Genomic DNA, 16,185 nt, shown 5'->3' with positions numbered 1-16,185 from the left:
ACCGATACCACCGCCAGAACTCTTCGATTGATTACGGATTGTGTAACCTGTTTGGTTACTCTGTGGAGTCATCGACGCGTCGGTCCCGCGCTGATCACCTCCACAGGCCACGGCGACGCGGGAGGCTTCATGGACGAGTCGGTGTGGCCGCCATCGCGACCGGAGCGCGGGCTGCCCGCGCCGGGGAGGCGGTCCGCATCCCGTGCGCTGAGTGTCGTCGACGGCGCAGGCAGGCCGTCCGCGGTCAGTCCCACGATGGTCTGGGAGCGGAGATACCGGGCCTGGGTCGTGGCCGGCGACGTGCTCGCCACCCTGTTCGTGGTCCTGGTCAGCACCGTCCTGATCGGAGGCCCCGGCCGTATCGACGAGCCGCACGCGCTCGGCACCACGGCCGCCGTCCTCATCGCGTTGCCGCTGTGCCGGGCGTGGAACCGGGCCGGTCTCGGCGAGGGCACCGAGGAGTACCGCCGCGTCGGGCAGGGCCTGCTGGTGGCGGCCGTCTTCGTGGCGCTCGGCGGCCTGCTCGCCGGTGCGCTCGAGGTGCGGCCGTGGGTCTTCTACGTCGTCCCCTCCGTCGCCGCTGTGATCTTCCCCACGCGCTACACGCTGCGGCGGCTGCTGCACCGCGCCCGGCGTGACGGTCAGTGCCTGCTGCCCGTGATGGCCGCCGGCCACCCGGAGACCGTGGCCGACCTCATCGAGCGCACCAGAAGCGCCTCGCACGTCGGGTGGCGGGTGGAGGCCGTGTGCATCCCCGCGGGCTCGGCCGAACACGGCGAGGTGCTGGGTGTGCCAGTGGTGGGCACCCTGGAGCAGCTCGCCGACCAGGTGCGCCGTGGCGGTTATCGCGTCGTCGCCGTCACCGCCGACCAGCACTGGACCCCCCGCAGCCTGCAGCAGCTGGCATGGGACCTGGAGGGGACCTCGGCCGAGCTCGTCGTCGCTCCGGTGCTCATGGAGGTCGCGGGACCGCGGCTCAACGTCTCCGGTGTGTTCGGCATGCCGCTGCTGCGGGTCACCGCGCCCGCGTTCACCGGCGTGCGCCGCGTGGTCAAGGAGGTCGTGGACCGGGTCGGTGCCGGGCTGCTGCTGCTGTTCGCCTCGCCGGTGATGCTTACGATCGCCGCCGCGATCAAGCTCGGCGACCGGGGGCCGATCATCTACCGGCAGCAACGGGTCGGGCGCGACGGTGACAGCTTCACGATGCTCAAGTTCCGGACGATGGTGCCCAACGCACACGCGGTGCGGGACACGCTGCTCTCCGGCAACGACGGAGCGGGGCCGTTGTTCAAGCTGCGCCACGATCCGCGGGTGACGCGGGTGGGTGCCTTGCTGCGCCGGTACTCGCTGGACGAGCTGCCCCAGCTGTTCAACGTCCTGCGCGGGCAGATGTCGCTGGTCGGCCCCAGACCACCGCTGCCGGAGGAGACCGAGCAGTACGCGCCGGAGGTGCACCGGCGGCTGCTCGTGAAGCCGGGACTGACCGGGCTGTGGCAGGTGAGCGGGCGCAGTGAGCTGTCGTGGGAGGAGAGCGTGCGCCTCGACCTGCGCTACGTCGAGGACTGGTCGCTGGCCCTCGACATGGCGATCCTCTGGAAGACGCTGCGCGCGGTACTCGTCGGCCGCGGCGCCTACTAGCACCGGCATCTCCCCAATGTGGCATTGGTAGCGCTCAACTTCCCCAATGCGGCATTCGTAGCGCTCAACGCTACAAATGTGGCATTGGGGAGCTTTGGGTACGCAGGGTGGCGGTGAGCTAGCTCACTGCCGTCGTGGGAAATAGTCAAGCGCTCAACAAGGTTGACGCGGGCGGATCACCCCACGACGGAAAGGGAGCCACGCCATGACATCGCAGCTTTTCCAGGACGAGCTCGTCCTGTCCGAAACCGCGCAGGACCTGCTGTTCCGCGAAGCGCGCACGGCGAACACCTTCAGCTCCGAGCCGGTGGGCGACGAGCAGCTCCGGGCGATCTACGACCTCGTCAAGTGGGGTCCGACCTCGATGAACACCCAGCCGCTGCGTGCGCTGGTGGTGCGCTCCGCGGAGGGCAAGGAGCGGCTGCTGCCGCACATGGCCGAGGGCAACCGGGACAAGACGCGCTCCGCGCCGCTCAACGTCGTGCTCGCCGCCGACGTCGACTTCCACGAGAACCTGCCGAAGGTCTTCCCGCACAACCCGGACGCCAAGAGCTTCTTCGCCGACGAGGCGGGGCGCGAGCGGACCGCGACGCTCAACGCGAGCCTGCAGATCGGCTACTTCATCCTCGGGGTGCGCGCGGCCGGCCTCGCCGCGGGCCCGATGACCGGCTTCGACGCCGACGGCGTGGACGCCGAGTTCTTCGCGGGCACGTCGTGGAAGAGCCTGGTCGTGGTCAACATCGGCAAGCCGGGCGAGAACGCGTGGCTGACCCGGCTGCCGCGACTCGGCTACGAGGAGATCGCCGTGACGGCCTGACCGGGCCTGACGCGCACCGGGTGAGACGGCGGCGGATAGCATCGAAGGCGTCAGTGCACGTGTTCATGCGTTGAGGGAGTCCACCGTGTCCCAGTCGTCGTTCGCCCCGGCCGTACCCGCCGCACGTGTGGTGGTGCCGGCAGGCACTACGGCGGGCGCGGCGGTGCGCGAGGCCGGGCTGCCCGCCAAGGGCGCCGACGCGATCGTGGTCGTCCGCGACCCGGACGGCAACCTGCGCGACCTCGCCTGGGCGCCGGACTCCGACGTCGAGGTCGAGCCCGTCGCCGCCGCCAGCGAGGACGGCCGCAGCGTCATCCGCCACTCGGCGGCGCACGTGCTGGCCCAGGCGGTGCAGCAGCAGTTCCCGGAGGCCAAGCTCGGCATCGGCCCGCCGGTGAAGGACGGCTTCTACTACGACTTCGCCGTCGACCGGCCGTTCACCCCGGAGGACCTGCAGGCGCTCGAGAAGCGCATGAAGCAGATCATCAAGGGCTCGCAGCAGTTCTCCCGCCGGGTTGTCGAGTCGGTGGAGGCCGCCCGGCAGGAGCTCGCCGACGAGCCGTTCAAGCTGGAGCTGGTCGATCTCAAGTCCGATTCGGACGGCGACGGTATCGACACCTCCGAGGTGATGGAGGTCGGCGCCGGCGAGCTGACCATCTACGACAACCTCGACCCGCGCACCAAGGAGCGCGTGTGGAGCGACCTGTGCCGCGGCCCGCACGTGCCCACCACCAAACACATCCCCGCGTTCAAGCTGATGCGGGTGGCCGCCGCGTACTGGCGCGGCGACGAGAAGAACCCGCAGCTGCAGCGCATCTACGGCACGGCGTGGGAGTCGGCGGAGGCGCAGGACGCCTACCTGGAGATGATCGCCGAGGCCGAGCGCCGCGACCACCGCAGGCTCGGTGCCGAGCTCGACCTGTTCTCCTTCCCCGAGGAGATCGGTTCCGGCCTGCCCGTCTTTCATCCGAAGGGCGGAATCATCCGGCGGGAGCTGGAGAACTACTCGCGGCGCAGGCACGAGGAGTCCGGCTACGAGTTCGTCAACACCCCGCACATCACCAAGAGCGGGCTGTTCTACACCTCCGGGCATCTGCCGTACTACGCCGAGACGATGTTCCCGCCGATCCCGTTCGAGGGCGAGGACTACTACCTCAAGGCGATGAACTGCCCGATGCACCACCTGATCTTCCGTTCGCGCGGGCGCTCGTACCGGGAGCTGCCGCTGCGGCTGTTCGAGTTCGGGACAGTGTACCGGTACGAGAAGTCCGGCGTGGTGCACGGCCTGACCCGCGTGCGCGGGCTGACGATGGACGACTCGCACATCTACTGCACCAAGGAGCAGATGCCGGGCGAGCTGCGCTCGCTGCTGCGCTTCGTGCTGGACCTGCTGGCCGACTACGGCCTCTCCGACTTCTACCTCGAACTGTCCACCCGGGGCGACACCGGCAAGTTCATCGGCGAGGACTGGGAGTGGGAGGAGGCCACCGCGACCCTGCGCCAGGCCGCCGAGGAGTCCGGTCTCGAGCTGGTGCCCGACCCCGGCGGCGCCGCCTACTACGGCCCGAAGATCTCGGTGCAGGCCCGCGACGCCATCGGCCGCAGCTGGCAGATGTCGACCATCCAGCTGGACTTCAACCACCCGCGCCGGTTCGAGCTCGAATACACCGCGCCGGACGGCTCCCGGCAGACGCCGGTGGTGATCCACCGCGCGCTGTTCGGCTCGATCGAGCGGTTCTTCGGCGTGCTCACCGAGCACTACGCCGGCGCGTTCCCCGCGTGGCTCTCGCCCGTGCAGGTGGTGGGCATCCCCATCGCCGACGAGCACGCCGAGCACCTGCGCGGAGTGGAGAAGGCGTTGCGTGCCAAGGGAATCCGGGCCGAGGTCGACACCGGCGACGACCGGATGCAGAAGAAGATCCGCACGCACACCACGCAGAAGGTGCCGTTCCTGCTGCTGGCGGGCGGCAAGGACGTCGAGGCGGGCGCGGTGTCGTTCCGCTTCCGCGACGGCAGCCAGATCAACGGCGTGCCGGCGGACGTCGCTGTCGAGGCGATCGCCGACTGGGTGACCCGCAGGGAGAACGCCTCCCCGACCGCGGAGGCGCTGGAGGCGCTCGTTGGCGGCCGATGAGCGCGACCCCGAGCTCGTCGCCCAGGACGGCGTCGGGGTCGCCGACCAGCTGCAGCGGCTGTGGACCCCGCACCGGCTCGCCTACATCAAGGGCGAGAACAAGCCGGAGGGCGACGAGCCGCAGGGTTGCCCGTTCTGCAGGCTCGTGGATCTCGACGACGAGACGGCGCTGATCCTCGCCAGGGGCCGGACGGTGTACGCGGTGCTCAACCTCTACCCGTACAACCCGGGGCACCTGATGGTGGTGCCGTACCGGCACGTCGCCGACTACACCGAGCTCACCGGCGACGAGACGGCGGAGGTCGCCGAGTTCACCCAGCACGCGATGCGGGTGATCCGCGAGGTCTCCGGCGCGCACGGCTTCAACATCGGCATGAACCAGGGCGTGATCGCCGGGGCGGGCATCGCGGCGCACCTGCACCAGCACGTCGTGCCGAGGTGGGGCGGCGACGCCAACTTCATGCCGGTGGTCGGGCACACGAAGGTGCTGCCGCAGTTGCTGGGGGAGACCAGGGACCTGCTTGCCGGCGCGTGGTGACCCGGCACGGCGGCCAGGGCACGGCCGGACGTGCTCGTGGCCGGGTTGCGCGCCGAGCTGGAGCTGGTCACCGGCGGGCCCGGGACACCCGGTGGCCGGAGCGCGGACGGCTCCGGCCACCGTGAGGTGCCCGCGTAGGGTGCGAAAGGTCAGGCCTGCAGGCCGGCTTCGATGTTCAGCTCGATCTTGATCTTGTCGCTGACCACGGCGGTCGGGATGCTGGCGCCGACGCCGAAGTCGGCCCGGCTGAACTCGGTGGTGGCCGAGACGCCGATGACCTTGCTGCCCTCGGTCATGCCGTCACCGATGCCGCCCAGCTCGGCGGTGAGGGTGACCGGCTTGGTGACGCCGTGCAGGGTCAGCTCGCCGTCGATGAGGTAGTCCTCGCCGTCGGTGCGGATGCCGGTGCTGCGGAAGGTCAGCGTCGGGAACTGCTCGATGTCGAGGAAGTCGCCGCTCTTGACGTGGGTGTCGCGGTCGGCGTTGTTGGTGTCGATGCTGGCCGCCTGGATGGTGGCGGTCACCGAGGAGCCGGTGATGTTCTCGCCGGTGACGATCTCGCCGCCGAACTCGCTGAACCGGCCCCGGACCTTCGACACGCCCAGGTGGCGCACGGTGAAGGTGACGTCGGAGTGGACGGGGTCGATGGTCCAGGTGCCGGCGAGGTAGCCGGGGATCTCGGTCGTGGGCGCGCTCATGGGAGCCCTCCAGAGTCGTGGTAGTCCGTGGTTGATGTCTGCTGAGGCCCAGTTGGTTGAGCCCTCAAGTAACAACATAGCGCAAGATGGTTGAGGGCTCAACTAGGGGTATCATGGGTCTCATGTCCGAACCCCGCTGGCTCAGCGACGAGGAGCAACGCGTCTGGCGCGACTTCTCGGCCGCCGTGTCCATGCTCAGGGCACACCTGGAAGGCCAGCTTCAGCGCGACTCCGGCATGCCGCACACCTACTACGAGGTGCTCGTGGTGCTGTCCGAGGCGCCCGGCCGCGTCCTGCGCATGAGCGACCTCGCGCTGGCCACCCGTTCCTCGCGCAGCAGGCTCTCGCACGCCATCGCGAGGATGGAGGCCAACGGCTGGGTGCGGCGCGAGGCCTGCCCCACCGACAAGCGGGGTGCTTTCGCTCACCTCACGCCCGGGGGCCTCGCCGCGCTCGAGGAGGCGGCTCCCGGCCACGTCGAGGCGGTCCGCGCGAGCCTGTTCGACCCGCTCACGCCTGAGCAGGTCAAACAGCTCGGCGAGATCAGCTCCGCGGTCATCGCCAACCTCACGCCGCGGTGCGCCGAGGCGGCCAGGGAGGAGCTGGAGAACCTCGACGGCGACGGCTGAGCGACACACCGGCGCTGTTGCGGGGCATACCCCCAGGTTGGGCGCGTCCGGCTCGATAGGGTTCGAGGGCAACCCGACCACGCAGCTACCTGCACCGCAAGGAACGATGCTCAACATCTTCGCGCGCGCGTCCGTTTCCCGCGTCACCGATCCGATCGGTGCTGCGCTGGTCAGGGCTGGCCTCACCCCCAACGCCATGACGCTCATCGGCACCACCGGCGCGTTCGTCTGCGCGCTCGTGTTCTTCCCGGCAGGCATGCTGCTGGCCGGGACGTTCACGGTGTGGGGCTTCGTGATGCTCGACCTGCTCGACGGCGCCATGGCCAGGGCCAAGGGCAGCACGCCGTTCGGCGCGGTGCTCGACGCCACCTGCGACCGGCTCGTCGACGGCGCCCTCTTCGCCGCCATCGCCTGGTGGGCGTTCGTGGAGGGCAACCTGCGGGCCGCCACGGCCGCGCTCATCTGCCTCGTGCTGGCGCAGGTGATCTCCTACGTCAAGGCACGCGCCGAGGCCTCCGGCTTCACCTCCGCCGACGGCGGGCTCGTCGAGCGGGCCGAGCGGCTGATCATCGCCCTGGTCGGCACCGGACTGCAGGGCCTCGGCGTGCCGTTCGCCGTCGAGGGCTCCCAGTGGCTGCTCGCCGCGGCCTCGGTCGTCACCCTGTTGCAGCGCATCACGGCGGTCGCGCGGGAGGCGCGGTCGTGAGCCGGCTGGGCGGCCGGCTCGCCGACGCCGGCTACCGCACGGGCTGGCGGCTGGTGCCGAAGCTGCCCAGCTCGCTGACCGCACCGCTGTTCTCGGTCGGCGCCGACCTGGCCACCCGCCGCGACGGCGCAGGCGTGCGGCAGCTGCGCGCCAACCTGGCGAGGGTGGTGCCCCAGGCGGGGCCCGCCGAGCTGGATGACCTCACCAGGCGGGCCATGCGCTCCTACGCTCGGTACTGGCACGAGGCGTTCCGCCTGCCGTCGCTGGAGCCCAAGGAGGTGTGCGACCGGGTGGACATCAGCGGCACCGAGTACCTCGACGCCGCCTTGTCCGAAGGCAACGGCGCGGTGGTCGCGCTGCCGCACACCGGGAACTGGGACGTCGCAGGCCTGTGGCTCGTCGGTCACTCCGGCAGCTTCACCACGGTCGTCGAGCGGCTGGAACCGGAGTCGCTGTACGAGCGGTTCGTCGCCTACCGCGAGTCGCTGGGCTTCGAGGTCGTGCCCGCCGACGGCAGCGTGTCGTTCCGGTTGCTGCTGAGCAGGCTCAGGGAGAACAAGGTCGTGTGCCTCATCGGCGACCGGGACCTGACCCGCACCGGCCTTCCCGTCACGTTCTTCGGCGGACAGGCCCGTTTTCCCGCCGGGCCCGCCCGGCTGGCCGCCAGCACCGGCGCGGCACTGTTGCCGGTGGGCTGCTGGTTCTCCGACGGCGGCTGGGGGTTGCGCATCCACCCGCGCATCCGGGTCAACAGCCGCGACGAGGTGCACCCCGCCACCCAGGCGCTGGCCGAGGTGTTCGCCGCGGACATCGCGGCGCACCCCACCGACTGGCACATGCTGCAGAGGTTCTGGGTCGCCGACCTGACGGGCGAACCCGGCGAGGCGGGCTGAGCCATGCGGATCGGCATCGTCTGCCCGTACTCGTTCGACGTCCCCGGTGGCGTGCAGGGCCATGTGGTCGATCTGGCGAAGGCGCTGCTGGCGCTCGGGCACACCGTGTCCGTGCTCGCCCCGGCCGACGAGGACGCCGAGCTGCCGTCCTTCGTGCACCCGGCCGGCCGGGCGCTGGGCATCCCGTACAACGGCTCGGTGGCGCGCCTGCAGTTCGGGCCCGTCTCGTACACGCGGGTGCGGCGCTGGCTGCGGGACAACGACTTCGATGTGCTGCACCTGCACGAGCCCGCGGCGCCGAGCCTGTCGCTGCTGGCGCTCAAGGTCGCCGACGGGCCGATCGTCGCCACCTTCCACACCTCCACCCCGCGTTCCCGGACGCTGGCCGCCTTCCAGCCGGTGCTGCGGCCCCTGCTGGAGAAGATCACGGCACGGATAGCGGTGTCCGCGCTCGCGCGGCGGGTGCAGGTCGAGCACGCGGGCGGCGACGCGGTGGAGATCCCCAACGGCGTCGACATGGAGTTCTTCGCGGGCGCCGAGCCGCTGGAGGGCTACCCGCGCGACGGCGGCACCATCGGCTTCGTCGGCCGCTACACCGAGCCGCGCAAGGGAATGGGCGTGCTGCTCGACGCGCTGCGAATCCTCGCCCCCGAGCTGCCCGGCCTGAGGCTGCTGGTGGTCGGCAGGGGAGAGGAGGATGTCCTGCGCCGCCAGGCCGGCCCCGAGCTGTCCCGCCGCGTCGAGCTGCTGGGCCAGGTCGACGACGCCACCAAGGCCCGCGCCCTGCGCAGCGTGGACGTCTACTGCGCGCCGAACATCGGCGGCGAGAGTTTCGGCATGATCCTCACCGAGGCCATGGCCGCGGGCACCCCGGTGGTGGCCAGCGGGCTCGACTCGTTCCGCCGCGTGCTCGACGACGGCCGGGCCGGGGTGCTCTTTCCCACCGGGGACGCCACCGCGCTCGCCGCCGCACTGCGCGGCCTGCTGGCCGATCCGCGGCGGCGGGAGCGGCTGGCGCAGGCGGCGACCGGCCGCGTCGCCCTGTTCGACTGGCGCACGGTCGTCAGGCAGGTGCTGCGTGTCTACGAGACCGCGATCGCCGCCGACCCGCGCAAGGTCAGCGCCGAGGCCGCTGCCCAGTCCGAAGAGGACACCTCGCGATGAACACCTTGCTCGTGGTGCTGGTCGTGCTCGCCGTGCTGGTGGTGGCGGGCGGGCTGTTCCTCGTGGCCACGGCCAACCGGCTCGACCGCCTGCACGTGCGCATGGACGCGGGCTGGGCCGCGCTCGACGCGGCGCTGGCCCGGCGGGCCGTCGTGGCCAGGACCGTCGCCGCGAGCGCGCTGCCCGCACCGCAGGCAGAGCCGCTGCGCGCGGCCGCGGAAGGCGCCGAGACCGCGCCACGGCCGGAGCGCGAGCTCGCCGAGAACGAGCTCACCCGGCTGCTGGCCGACGTGGACCGCGCCGCGCTGCCTGCGCCGCTGGCCGACGAGCTCGCCGACGCCGAGCAGCGCGTGGTCATCGCCCGCCGCGTGTACAACGACGCCGTCCGCGACACCCTGACGCTGCGGCGCAGGCGCAAGGTGCGCTACTTCCGGCTCGCCGGAACGGCGCGGCTGCCGGAGTACTTCGAGATCGCCGAGCCGGAGCTGGACACCACGAGCAGCAGGCCTGCGCCCCGCACGTCGGCGCGGGTGGTGCTCGTCGACGAGCGCGGCCGGGTGCTGCTGTTCCACGGCCACGACCCGGTGCCCGGCGGGGACAGCTACTGGTTCACGGTCGGCGGCGGTGTCGAGGACGGCGAGGATCTGCGGGCGGCGGCGGCCAGGGAGCTGCGCGAGGAGACGGGGATCGCGGTGCCCGCCGACGATCTCGTCGGCCCGGCGTGGCGCAGGCGGGTCGAGTTCAGCTTCGACGGACGCGCCTACGACGGCACGGAGTGGTTCTTCCTCGCCCGGCTGGAGGGCACCGACGGCGAGGTGGAGATCGACACGTCCGGCTTCACCGACGTGGAGGTGGAGACCATCGGCACCCACCGCTGGTGGGAGCCCGGCGAGCTGCGGGCCACGGAGGACACGGTGTATCCCGTGCAGCTGGCGGAGCTGCTGCCGCCGCTGCTGGCCGACGGCTGGGACGGCAGGCTGCGCACCATCCGCTGATCACGCCTGTTCCGGCGTCACTCGACGAGCTTGCCCTCCGTGGACACCTCCCGCATCAGGCCCGCGATCTCGGCGGGTACGGGCGGGACCGCCTCGCGTTCCAGGCGACCCGGCCCGGACCACACGAGGTTGACCCGCAACGTCTCGTCGAGGTCCGGGTAGTCGGCACGGTTGTGGCACCCCCGGGTCTCCCGGCGTTCGACAGCGGCCTCGAGGGTGGCGCGCGCGGCCAGCGCCGACGCCTTCAGGTCGAAGGCGTGCGCCAGGTCCAGGAAGCCGGCGAGATCGGGATGCACGCCCACCCTGGTGATCCGCTCCTCCAGCGCGTCCAGTTCGGACAGACCGGCGAGCAGGCCGGCCTCGTCGCGGACCACGCCGGCGTGCTCGGTCATCGTGTCGCGCAGGGACCGCTGCAGCACGCGCACGTTCTCCGGACCGTCGGCCGCGAGCAGGTCGTCGACCTCGGCGGAGGCCTCCGCGACCGCCCCGGCCGAACGGCGTTGAGCCGTCAGTTCCCTCGAGTAGACCGCGGCCGCCTCGCCGGCGATCCGGCCGTACACCAGCAGCTCGATCAGTGAGTTGCCACCGAGCCGGTTCGCGCCGTGCAGTCCGCTGGATGCCTCGCCGATCGCGTACAACCCGTCCACGCCCGTGCCATGGTCCTCCGGGCGCACCCACACCCCGCCCATCGAGTAGTGCGCCGTGGGCGCGATCTCGATCGGGTCGCGGGTGATGTCGAGCATCTGCAGCTCCAGCAGGGTCTGGTACACGCGTGGCAGCCGCCGCATGATCGTTTCCCTCGGCAGGTGGGACACCTGCAGCCACACTCCACCGTTCGGTGTGCCGCGGCCCTCCTTGATCTCCGTGTACGCCGCGAGTGCGACCCGGTCGCGTGTGGACAGTTCCATGCGGTCCGGGTCGTAGCGGGCCATGAAGCGCTCTCCCCGCGCGTTGCGCAGCACGCCGCCCTCGCCGCGGGCCGCCTCCGACACCAGCGTGCCCGCGGCGTTCTCCGGTTCGATCAGCCCCGAGGGATGGAACTGCACCAGCTCCGGATCCCGGATGCGCCCGCCGGCGAGCACGGCGAGCCGGAAGGAGTCACCGGTGTTCTCGTCACGGCGGGACGACGTGCGGCGCCAGATCCGGGTGTGGCCACCGGCGGCCAGGACGACGGCGTCGGCGTGGATCACGTACCGGCTGCCGTCGGTGAGATCGAATCCGTAGGCGCCGAAGACGGCGTTGTCCCGCACCAGGATCCGGGTGACGTAGACCCGGTCCAGGATCGGAACCTCGAGCTGTGTCACCCGGTTGACGAGCGTGCGCTGGATCTCCAGACCGGTGTAGTCGCCTGCGAACGCCGTGCGGCGGTAGGTGTGCGCACCGAAGAACCGCTGGGAGACGCGGCCGTCGGCCTCGCGGGCGAACGGCATTCCGTACCGCTGCAGGTCCTCGATGCCCCGTGCCGCGTTCTCGGTGACGATCCGGACCGTCTCCGGATGCGCCAGCAGGTAGCTCTCCTGCACCGTGTCCGCCGCATGCTGCTGCCAGGAGTCCTCGGGGTCCATCGTGGCGAGCGCGGCGTTGATCCCGCCCGCGGCGAGCACGGTGTGCGCGTCGGAGCGCGCTCGCTTGCCCACCAGCAGGACGCCGACGCCGCGCTCGGCCAGCTCGATCGCGGCACGCAGACCGGCGCCGCCGGTGCCGATGACGAGTACGGAGGTGGCGATGCGGTGTTCGGTCATGACGGCTCCTTCGCCGCGAGGACGGCGGGTTCCCCACCGGCGACGAACGCCTGGCGCGGGTGCTGTACCGAGGCGAGCGAGAGGATGTCCCGGCCGAACAGCGCCGCGGTGAGCCAGAGCGCGAGCACCCGGATCTTGCGTTCCCAGGTGGGCACGGCCAGCACGTGGTAGCCGCGGTGCAGGAGCCAGGCAGGCAGCCCGGTGATGACGAGGCGCCGGTACTGGAAGATGCCGCGGCCGATGCCCAGCGTCGCGACCGTGCCCAGGCTGCGGTGCACGTACTCCTTCGGCCTCCGGCCGCGCAGTGTCGCCACGATGTTGCGGGCGAGCAGTTTGCCCTGGCGGTAGGCGTGCTGCGCGTTGGGCACCGTGCGGGCGCCGGGGACGGGCGAGGCGAGATCGGGGACCGCGGCGTCGTCGCCCGCGGCCCAGGCGCCGGGCACCGGCTCGGCCTGGGTGCCCACCTGCAGGTCGGGTCGCACGACGATCAGCCCGCGCTCGTCGACGGGCAGGTCGGTGTGCCTGCCGGTGACCGGGTTCGCGCCGTTGCCGGTGGTCCACACGATGAGCTCCGAGTCGAACTCCTCGCCGCTGGAGAGCACCACGTGCCCGCCGGCCGCCGAGACCACCTGCGTGCCGAGGTGGACGCGGGCGCCCCGCCGCTCCAGCGAACGCACCACCCAGCGGCCCGGCCGGTCGGTGACCTCCGGCAGGATCCGGCCCGAGGCCTCCACGAGGTGGAACCGCAGCTCGTCACGACGCAGCTCGGGGTATCGCCGGAGCAGCGCGGTCGCCAGCGACAGCAGTTCGCCGAAGCCCTCGACTCCCGAGAAGCCGCCACCGACGAACGTGACTGTGAGCAGCTTCGCCCGCAGCGGCCCGGGCGGGAGGGTGGCGGCGCGGTCGAACGCCGTGAGCAGCGTGTCGCGGATCGCGACGGCCTCCTCGACGTGCTTGAGGCCGATCGCCCGCTCGCCGACGCCGGGCACGGGCAAGGTCCGGGTGACCGCGCCCGCGGTGACGACGACGAAGTCGTAGCCGAGCTCGACGATGTCGCCGTCGGCGGGCCGGACGGTGACGACGCGGTGCTCGTGGTCGATCGCGGTGACCATCCCGGCGACGATGCGGGTGCGGCGCAGGTGACGGCGCAGCGACACCGCGGCGTGGCGCGCCTCGACCGAGCCGGCCACCACCTCCGGCAGGAACGGCTGGTAGGTCAGGTACGGGCGCGGGTCGACGAGAGTGACCTCGGCCTCGCCGCGACGGAGTTTCTTCTCGAGCGTCCAGGCGGTGTAGAAGCCGGCGTAGCCGCCGCCCACGATGAGGATCTTGCGCATGATGTCCTCTTTTTCTCTCGGTCCACCACCCTCCGGACGGCGCGGCACTGGCGGGACGTGACAGCGGCGGCGGGTGCAGTGCCGCGGATCACGTCGTGGCGGTGGCGCCTTGTCGCCGGTGCGGGGCGGCCTTGACCGAGTGGCGGACGGCCTGCCGCGTGAGAGACTGGCCGCCATGGCAGCCAACCCCGCCGACACCCCGCACGATCCCGCCTGCGAGGTCGCCCACGGCACGGCCGAGCCGCAGGTCACCGAGCGCACGCTGGTGGCCGTGTTCGCCTCGCCGGTGGCGCGGTACCTGCTCGCCTACGGCCGCGACCTCGGCTACGACACCGTGCTCGTGGAGCCGGACCGTGACCAGGCGCCCGACGGGGCCGTGCCCGCGGTGCCCGAGCTGGACGGCACGGCCGACGTCGTGGTCACCGACCACCACCGCCCCGAGCTCGGTGAGCTGCTGCGGGACGCGCTGGCCCACCCGGCACGCTGGATCGGCGTGCTCGGCAACCCCCGGCACGAGGGCCCGCACGTCGCCGCGCTGACGGCCCTCGGCGTCGCGCCGGACGACATCGCCCGCGTGCACCGCCCGGTGGGGCTCAACATCGGCTCGCGCACGCCGCCCGAGATCGCGGTCGCCACGCTCGCCGGGCTGCTCGCCGACCGCAACGGCCGCCCTGGCGGGTTCGAGTTCTGAGCAGCCCGGGGCGTCCGCCGCGGCTCAGCGCGCGGCGAGGCTTTCCGGCATCGGGTCGTAGCGCACGTGGCGCCGCGTGAAGCTGGCCGTGCCCGACGTCATGGAGCGCAGGTCGATGGCGTAGCGCAGCAGCTCCGTGGACGGCACCTCGGCGCGGATGATCGTCTTCCCGCCCGCGGTGGACTCGGTGCCCAGCACCCGGCCGCGCCGCGACGACAGGTCGCCGAGCACCGTGCCCAGGTGATCGTCGGGCAGCACCACGGTGACCTCGTCGAACGGCTCCAGCAGCAGCACCCGGGTCTTGGCGGCCGCGTCCTTGAGCGCCAGCGCGCCGGCCATCTGGAACGCCGCGTCGGAGGAGTCGACGCTGTGTGCCTTGCCGTCGAACAGGGTCACCCGCACGTCCACCACCGGGTGGTCGTCGAGGAGCCCGCGCTGCAACTGCGCGCGCACGCCCTTCTCCACGCTCGGGATGAACTGGTGGGGAACCGCGCCGCCGACGACCTTGTCGACGAACTCGAAGCCCGCGCCGCGCGGCAGCGGCTCCACCTCGATGTCGCACACCGCGTACTGGCCGTGCCCTCCGGACTGTTTGACGTGCCTGCCGTGCCCGGTGGCCTTGCCCGCGAACGTCGAGCGCAGGCTGATGCGCACCGGCTCGGTGTCCACCTCGGCGCCGCCGGCACGCAGCCGGGACAGCACCACGTCGGCGTGTGCCTCGCCCATGCACCACAGCACCAGCTGGTTGGTCTCCGGGTTGCGCTCCAGCCGCAGGGTCGGGTCACCGGCGACGAGCCGGGACAGGTTGCGCGCCAGCGCGTCCTCGTCGCTGCGGGTCTTGGCCACCACCGCCACGGGCAGCAGCGGCTCCGGCATGGGCCACGGCTGCATCAGGAGTGGATCGTCCGGATAGGACACCGTGTCGCCCGTCTCGGCGGACCCGATCTTGGTGAGCGCGCACAGATCGCCCGCGACGCAGTAGGGCACCTCGCGCAGCGTGGAGCCGAGCGGGGAGTAGAGGTGGGCGACGCGCTCGTCGGCGTCGTGGTCCTCGTGGCCGCGCTCGGCCAGCCCGTGGCCGGAGATGTGCACGGGCCGCTCCGGGCGCAGGGTTCCGGAGAAGACGCGCACCAGCGAGACCCGGCCCACGTAGGAGTCGACTGCGGTGCGCACGACCTCCGCGGCCAGCGGCCCGTTCGGGTCCGGCTCCAGCCGCGGGTGCGGTACGCCCTCGGGCGAGGTGACCTCCGGCAGCGCGTGCTCCAGCGGTGACGGGCAGGCCCGCACGATGCCGTCGAGCACCTCGGCAAGGCCGACGCCCGTCTCGGCGCACACCGGGATCACCGGGTGGAACGACCCGCGCGCGACGGCGGTCTCCAGGTCGGCGATGAGGGTGTCCTCGGAGATCTCCTCGCCCGCGAGGTAACGATCCATGAGGGTCTCGTCCTCGCTCTCGGCGATGATGCCCTCGATCAGCTCGTTGCGGGCCTCGGTGAGGCGGTCCAGGTCAGCGGGGTCGGGGTCGGTGACGGTGGGCGGATAGCCGCCGGAGTAGTCGAAGAAGCGCTGGGTGATGAGCCCGATGAGCCCGCGCCTGCCGCCGCCCGCGGGCAGGTACAGCGGCAGCACGCCCTCGCCGAACGCCTGCCTGCACGCCGCGATCTCGCCCTCGACGTCGGCCCGCGCGTGGTCGAGCCGGGCGACCAGCACGGCCCTGGGCATGCCGACGGCGGCGCACTCCTGCCAGAGCGCGACCGTGGCCGGGTCGACACCCTCGCCCGCGGAGACGACGAACAGCGCGGCGTCGGCCGCGCGCAGCCCCGCCCGCAGCTCGCCGACGAAGTCCGCGTACCCGGGGGTGTCGATCAGGTTGATCTTGACGTCGCGGTGGATCAGCGGCGCGATCGAGAGCCCCACCGAACGCTGCTGCCGCACCGCCGCGGGATCGTGGTCGCACACCGTGGTGCCCTCCACGACGGAACCGGCCCTGCCGAGCGCGCCGGACGCCACGAGCAGGGCCTCGGTGAGTGTGGTCTTGCCGGAGCCGGACGGGCCCACGAGCACCACGTTGCGTACCTTGCCGGGATCGTCCACAGCGACCGCGGCCCCAGCGTCTCCGTTCCTCGCGTGCTTCTCGGCCATGGCGGGTCTCCCTTGCGCCGACGTCGGTGTCGAGGTGTTACCTCGATCACACACCCGTTGG

14 protein-coding genes are annotated in these 16,185 nt (G+C 71.9%); 10 read left to right on the top strand and 4 right to left on the bottom strand.

Features of this window, described 5'->3' with window-relative positions; all coding sequences use genetic code 11:
• Nucleotides 1–129: 129 nt before the first annotated feature.
• The 4 genes from BAY60_RS32330 to BAY60_RS32315 all read left to right on the top strand — a co-directional run bounded on the left by BAY60_RS32330 (nucleotide 130) and on the right by BAY60_RS32315 (nucleotide 5,127).
• Nucleotides 130–1,638 (top strand): sugar transferase, encoded by a 1,509-nt coding sequence (locus BAY60_RS32330; RefSeq protein WP_112285185.1) that lies wholly within the window; start codon nucleotides 130–132, stop codon nucleotides 1,636–1,638.
• A gap of 205 nt (nucleotides 1,639–1,843) precedes the next feature.
• On the top strand, nucleotides 1,844–2,455 hold the full coding sequence (locus tag BAY60_RS32325) for a malonic semialdehyde reductase (RefSeq protein WP_112285184.1): 612 nt from the start codon (nucleotides 1,844–1,846) through the stop codon (nucleotides 2,453–2,455).
• Between the two features lie 85 nt (nucleotides 2,456–2,540).
• Nucleotides 2,541–4,589, top strand: a complete 2,049-nt coding sequence (gene thrS / locus BAY60_RS32320) for a threonine--tRNA ligase (RefSeq protein ID WP_112285183.1) — start codon at nucleotides 2,541–2,543, stop codon at nucleotides 4,587–4,589.
• Entirely contained in the window at nucleotides 4,576–5,127 is a 552-nt protein-coding gene (locus tag BAY60_RS32315) for an HIT family protein (protein ID WP_112285182.1), read from the top strand. Before thrS ends, BAY60_RS32315 begins: the two co-directional genes overlap by 14 nt.
• A 149-nt stretch (nucleotides 5,128–5,276) precedes the next feature.
• Here the strand turns inward: BAY60_RS32315 and BAY60_RS32310 are convergent, their stop codons facing one another.
• Complete coding sequence (locus BAY60_RS32310) at nucleotides 5,277–5,825, bottom strand: YceI family protein (RefSeq protein ID WP_112285181.1); 549 nt, start codon at nucleotides 5,823–5,825, stop codon at nucleotides 5,277–5,279.
• A gap of 122 nt (nucleotides 5,826–5,947) precedes the next feature.
• On the opposite strand from BAY60_RS32310, the gene BAY60_RS32305 reads away from it, so the two are divergent.
• The 5 genes from BAY60_RS32305 to BAY60_RS32285 all read left to right on the top strand — a co-directional run bounded on the left by BAY60_RS32305 (nucleotide 5,948) and on the right by BAY60_RS32285 (nucleotide 10,212).
• Nucleotides 5,948–6,454, top strand: a complete 507-nt coding sequence (locus BAY60_RS32305; protein WP_112285606.1) for a MarR family winged helix-turn-helix transcriptional regulator — start codon at nucleotides 5,948–5,950, stop codon at nucleotides 6,452–6,454.
• A gap of 106 nt (nucleotides 6,455–6,560) precedes the next feature.
• Complete coding sequence (pgsA, locus tag BAY60_RS32300; RefSeq protein ID WP_112285180.1) at nucleotides 6,561–7,160, top strand: phosphatidylinositol phosphate synthase; 600 nt, start codon at nucleotides 6,561–6,563, stop codon at nucleotides 7,158–7,160.
• Complete coding sequence (locus BAY60_RS32295) at nucleotides 7,157–8,053, top strand: phosphatidylinositol mannoside acyltransferase (RefSeq protein WP_112285179.1); 897 nt, start codon at nucleotides 7,157–7,159, stop codon at nucleotides 8,051–8,053. Before pgsA ends, BAY60_RS32295 begins: the two co-directional genes overlap by 4 nt.
• 3 nt (nucleotides 8,054–8,056) lie before the next feature.
• Nucleotides 8,057–9,217 (top strand): glycosyltransferase family 4 protein, encoded by a 1,161-nt coding sequence (locus tag BAY60_RS32290; protein WP_112285178.1) that lies wholly within the window; start codon nucleotides 8,057–8,059, stop codon nucleotides 9,215–9,217.
• Nucleotides 9,214–10,212, top strand: coding sequence for an NUDIX hydrolase (locus BAY60_RS32285; protein ID WP_112285177.1), 999 nt, complete (start codon nucleotides 9,214–9,216; stop codon nucleotides 10,210–10,212). The genes BAY60_RS32290 and BAY60_RS32285 overlap by 4 nt, the downstream gene beginning before the upstream one ends.
• Before the next feature lie 17 nt (nucleotides 10,213–10,229).
• On the opposite strand, the gene BAY60_RS32280 is transcribed toward BAY60_RS32285, so the two are convergent.
• Complete coding sequence (locus BAY60_RS32280) at nucleotides 10,230–11,954, bottom strand: L-aspartate oxidase (protein ID WP_112285176.1); 1,725 nt, start codon at nucleotides 11,952–11,954, stop codon at nucleotides 10,230–10,232.
• Nucleotides 11,951–13,291 (bottom strand): NAD(P)/FAD-dependent oxidoreductase, encoded by a 1,341-nt coding sequence (locus tag BAY60_RS32275; RefSeq protein WP_112285175.1) that lies wholly within the window; start codon nucleotides 13,289–13,291, stop codon nucleotides 11,951–11,953. Before BAY60_RS32275 ends, BAY60_RS32280 begins: the two co-directional genes overlap by 4 nt.
• Before the next feature lie 175 nt (nucleotides 13,292–13,466).
• Between BAY60_RS32275 and BAY60_RS32270 the strand changes: the two genes are divergently transcribed.
• Nucleotides 13,467–13,982, top strand: coding sequence for an XdhC family protein (locus BAY60_RS32270; protein WP_112285605.1), 516 nt, complete (start codon nucleotides 13,467–13,469; stop codon nucleotides 13,980–13,982).
• Between the two features lie 24 nt (nucleotides 13,983–14,006).
• On the opposite strand, the gene BAY60_RS32265 is transcribed toward BAY60_RS32270, so the two are convergent.
• A complete protein-coding gene (locus BAY60_RS32265; RefSeq protein WP_112285174.1) occupies nucleotides 14,007–16,124 on the bottom strand; it encodes an elongation factor G-like protein EF-G2 in 2,118 nt (705 codons plus the stop codon).
• Nucleotides 16,125–16,185 lie beyond the last annotated feature (61 nt).

Source organism: Prauserella muralis (genome assembly GCF_003202285.1).
Classification (GTDB): Bacteria; Actinomycetota; Actinomycetes; order Mycobacteriales; family Pseudonocardiaceae; genus Prauserella_B; species Prauserella_B muralis.
This window is presented reverse-complemented; position numbering and strand designations above follow the sequence as displayed.

Excerpts from the sequence above, each read along its gene's own strand:
- BAY60_RS32330 (WP_112285185.1), top strand. The coding sequence starts at position 130 with ATGGACGAGTCGGTGTGGCCGCCATCGCGACCGGAGCGCGGGCTGCCC.
- BAY60_RS32325 (WP_112285184.1), top strand. The coding sequence starts at position 1,844 with ATGACATCGCAGCTTTTCCAGGACGAGCTCGTCCTGTCCGAAACCGCG.
- BAY60_RS32310 (WP_112285181.1), bottom strand. The coding sequence starts at position 5,825 with ATGAGCGCGCCCACGACCGAGATCCCCGGCTACCTCGCCGGCACCTGG.
- BAY60_RS32305 (WP_112285606.1), top strand. The coding sequence starts at position 5,948 with ATGTCCGAACCCCGCTGGCTCAGCGACGAGGAGCAACGCGTCTGGCGC.
- pgsA (WP_112285180.1), top strand. The coding sequence starts at position 6,561 with ATGCTCAACATCTTCGCGCGCGCGTCCGTTTCCCGCGTCACCGATCCG.
- BAY60_RS32290 (WP_112285178.1), top strand. The coding sequence starts at position 8,057 with ATGCGGATCGGCATCGTCTGCCCGTACTCGTTCGACGTCCCCGGTGGC.
- BAY60_RS32285 (WP_112285177.1), top strand. The coding sequence starts at position 9,214 with ATGAACACCTTGCTCGTGGTGCTGGTCGTGCTCGCCGTGCTGGTGGTG.
- BAY60_RS32280 (WP_112285176.1), bottom strand. The coding sequence starts at position 11,954 with ATGACCGAACACCGCATCGCCACCTCCGTACTCGTCATCGGCACCGGC.
- BAY60_RS32275 (WP_112285175.1), bottom strand. The coding sequence starts at position 13,291 with ATGCGCAAGATCCTCATCGTGGGCGGCGGCTACGCCGGCTTCTACACC.
- BAY60_RS32270 (WP_112285605.1), top strand. The coding sequence starts at position 13,467 with ATGGCAGCCAACCCCGCCGACACCCCGCACGATCCCGCCTGCGAGGTC.
- BAY60_RS32265 (WP_112285174.1), bottom strand. The coding sequence starts at position 16,124 with ATGGCCGAGAAGCACGCGAGGAACGGAGACGCTGGGGCCGCGGTCGCT.